This is a genomic window from Microcoleus sp. Pol12B4 (assembly GCF_036701385.1).
Taxonomy (GTDB): Bacteria; Cyanobacteriota; Cyanobacteriia; order Cyanobacteriales; family Microcoleaceae; genus Microcoleus.
Window position 1 is genome coordinate 1 of record NZ_JAUBQR010000361.1, and the last position, 3,508, is coordinate 3,508.

At 49.0% G+C, this 3,508-nt stretch carries 3 protein-coding genes and 1 riboswitch; all 3 genes read left to right on the forward strand.

Annotated elements, in window-relative coordinates; translation table 11 throughout:
• Nucleotides 1-181 precede the first annotated feature (181 nt).
• Nucleotides 182-261, forward strand: a riboswitch (adenosylcobalamin-variant (AdoCbl-variant) riboswitch).
• An 8-nt stretch (nt 262-269) separates the two neighbouring features.
• The 3 genes from cobG to QUA38_RS28030 all read left to right on the forward strand — a co-directional run bounded on the left by cobG (nt 270) and on the right by QUA38_RS28030 (nt 3,278).
• Nucleotides 270-1,793, forward strand: a complete 1,524-nt coding sequence (gene cobG / locus QUA38_RS28020; RefSeq protein ID WP_333167657.1) for a precorrin-3B synthase — start codon at nt 270-272, stop codon at nt 1,791-1,793.
• A 148-nt stretch (nt 1,794-1,941) separates the two neighbouring features.
• Nucleotides 1,942-2,571 carry a precorrin-8X methylmutase gene (locus QUA38_RS28025; RefSeq protein WP_333167658.1) on the forward strand — a complete coding sequence of 210 codons (630 nt, stop codon included), beginning with the start codon at nt 1,942-1,944 and terminating at the stop codon, nt 2,569-2,571.
• Nucleotides 2,568-3,278 (forward strand): precorrin-2 C(20)-methyltransferase, encoded by a 711-nt coding sequence (locus tag QUA38_RS28030; RefSeq protein ID WP_333167660.1) that lies wholly within the window; start codon nt 2,568-2,570, stop codon nt 3,276-3,278. Before QUA38_RS28025 ends, QUA38_RS28030 begins: the two co-directional genes overlap by 4 nt.
• Nucleotides 3,279-3,508 lie beyond the last annotated feature (230 nt).

The following is a 3,508-nucleotide window of genomic DNA, read 5'->3' on the forward strand; positions in this document are numbered from 1 at the left end:
TTATTAACGGTGTTGTTAACGTTTGTAAAGGGGTTTAGCGACAGTTAAACTGATGACTGCGATTAGGAAAGCTGATGTAAGGAGAGAGATGGCCGTAGCTTGCGGGGCCCGACGCCATCGCCAGGGGTTTTGTTAAGAAAGTTGAGGGTTTTGCTTTCTGTGGGTCAGCTCGTGATACCTTTCTAAAACCTGAAAGCGGGAAAGTCCGGTGCAATTCCGGCGCTGTGCCGCAACTGTAAAAGTCAGAATGCCGATTTCGGGGGCGCTTTGTGGGCGTTTACTTTTGGATTCCCTGCGTAGCACGGGGAGGAGATTATTTGTTAGCTTTGACTGATTTGCCGACTTGTCCGGGTTTATTTTACGGTTCCCAAGCCCGAGACGGAGTTTTATCGAGAATGCGGATTCCGGGGGGAATTTTAAACGCGCAGCAGTGTCGGACGATCGCCGATTTGGCCGATCAATACAGTACCGGCTGTTTGCAAGTGACAAATCGGGCAAATTTGCAAATCCGAGAAGTGAACTCGGAAATTGCCCCCGAAGTCTGGAACCGCTTGCAGGAATTGGGGATAGCGTCTCGCCGCGTTGAAGTTGACCCGATTCGCAATATTATGGCAAGCCCGACAGCAGGGATCGATCGCCAGCAGTTACTGGATACTCGCCCGCTAGTCAAAGCTTGGGATGATTATCTGCAAACACATCCCGAATTGTCGGAACTTTCGCCTAAGTTCAGTATTGGCTTCGACGGCGGGGAATCGGTTTCGATCCAGGCTTTACGCAACGATATTTTATTAGCTGCTGAAGGGCGTTCAACCCAGTCAGAAATCCTTTTTCGGCTGTATTTAAACGGTGATACAGGAATTTTAATCCAAGAATCGCAATGTATTTCAGTATTAGCCACCCTCGCTAGCGCCTATCTTGAATACACAAAAAATCGACCTCGAATTGATGGCAAAAAGCCGCGTTTGCGTCACCTGCTGGCAGATTGGGGCGCTGATAGTTATCTAGAAAAGGTACAGCAGAACTTACCATTTTTATGGCAATTCACATCTTGCACCTTTCCCAAAAACAGGCAAGATGCCTCATCTGAAAAATCCCTCCCCCATCACCGACATCTCGGCATTCATCCTCAGCGACAGTCGGGTTTCTCTTATATGGGAATTGCACTGCCTCTCGGTAGGCTAGAATCAAAGCAACTGGGGAATTTGGCGAATTTAGCCCAAAAGCTAGCCAGGGGTACCATGAGGCTTACGCCGTGGCAAAATCTGCTGATTTCTGATATCCCCAACTCCCAGCTTTTTGAGGTAAAACAGCAAGTCGCCGATTTGGGATTGCACTCGTCGGCGACTTGCCTAGATTCGTGCTTGGTGGCTTGTGCCGGCAGCAGTGGCTGTGCGTCGGCGGCGACAGATACTCAAAGTCACGCCCTAGCAATGGTGAGGGATTTAACGCAAAAATTGACGATCGACGTGCCGATTAACATTCATTTCAGCGGTTGCCAAAAGTCCTGCGCCCAGCACCAGCCCATTGATATCACGCTTGTAGGAATTCAGATTGAGCGAGGAGACGAGACGATCGAAGGTTACGACATTTATGCGGGTAGAAAAGATTTGCCCTTCGGACGACAAATTTTTCAGGCGGTGAGTGCGATCGAGACGCCCGATGCGATCGAGCGAATGTTGCGAGTGTATCAGCGGTTTCGAGAGCCTGGGGAGTCATTGGGTGAGTTTGTCGATCTGCAGGCGATCGACCAATTGCAGGAGTTGTTCAGCACCGAAAATGGGAATTTCAAGTAAAAAAATATCCGATTAAAACTGACAATTTTTAATCACTTCTCTTTCTATCTCTCTTGATATTTCTTCCTTCGCTTCCTTCCCGCCTTCGCAGTTCATTCAAAAAATCTATTTCAAAAATCCCACAAAATTCCCATAGCAGTTTTAAACAATGATTGACTACATTCGAGACGGAACAGAAATCTACACCAAATCCTTCGCCACAATTCGAGCCGAAGCAGATTTGTCAAGCTTGCCGCCCGATTTAGAATCGGTAGCCGTGCGACTAATTCACAGTTGCGGCATGACCGATATTGTTGCAGATTTAGCAGCTTCCCCCGGTGCAGCCACCTGCGGGCGCCAAGCCCTCTCCGCAGGCGCGCCGATTCTGTGCGATGCCCGGATGGTGGCCGAAGGCATCACTCGCAAACGCCTTCCCACTGACAATCCTGTGATTTGCACCCTCTGGCATTCCGAGATTCCTGAGTTAGCGCGGCAAATGGGAAATACTCGATCGGCCGCGGCGCTTGATTTATGGCTGGACAACTTGCAGGGTGCGGTTGTGGCAATTGGCAATGCCCCGACTGCTTTGTTCCGACTACTGGAAATGCTGGATGCCGGAGCACCCAAACCGGCTTTAATTCTGGGTTTCCCCGTAGGATTTGTCGGGGCCGCCGAATCCAAAGCCGAACTGGCCGCCAACAGTCGGGGAGTGCCATTTATTACGTTGCACGGGCGGCGCGGTGGCAGTGCAATGGCAACGGCGGCCGTGAATGCGTTAGCGAAAAAGGATGAATTATGACTAAGGTTACTGGTAAATTGTACGGTTTGGGTATTGGCCCTGGCGATCCAGAATTGATCACATTGAAAGCTTATCGGATTTTGCGATCGGTGCCGGTGATTGCCTATCCGGCGATGGAAAATGGTAAGGTGCTGGCGCGGGCGATCGTCGCAGATTATCTGCGCCCGGAGCAAATTGAGATTCCGATGCCGTTGCCTTTTAGTCCGACGCGATCGTCTCAACCTTATTATGATATTGCTGCCGAGAAAATTGCCGCACATCTGAGCCAGGGACAGGATGTGGCTGTGCTATGTGAGGGCGAACCTTTTCTCTACGGCTCGTTTATGTATCTATTCAACCGTTTGTCGGGGACATTTACCACTGAAGTTGTGCCGGGAATTTCTTCGACAATGGCGAGTGCGGCTGCGTTGGGAGTGCCGCTGACTTATCGTAACGATGTGTTAAGTATTATGCCTGCGACGCTGGATGCTGAGGTTTTGCGCGATCGACTGGCGGTTGTTGATGCTGCTGTGATTATTAAGCTGGGGAGGCATTTTGCCAAAGTCCGGGACGTGCTGATTGAGTTGGGACAGTTCGATCGAGCACTGTATATAGAACGCGCAACTATGCCTAATCAGCGAATTCGGGCGATCACAGATGTCGAGCCCGCTGAAGTTCCCTATTGGGCTCTCATTATGATACCTAGCCAGCAAAAGTCTGTATCTTAATATTTCCATGCCTGAAGGCGACTCGCTTCCAGGCTTTACCTACTTTTTTGTGCATTCTTACCTCTTTATGCAGTTTTCTTCATATTGATAAAGTAGACTTATAGCTTCTATCAGTTAATCTGTTGTTAAAATACTTTACAAACCTTAGAATATGCTTTATGTTTATTTACATGGCGGAACACAAAGCCGTCACGAACATTGAAAACCAAATAAAGCAATCATAAACAAAT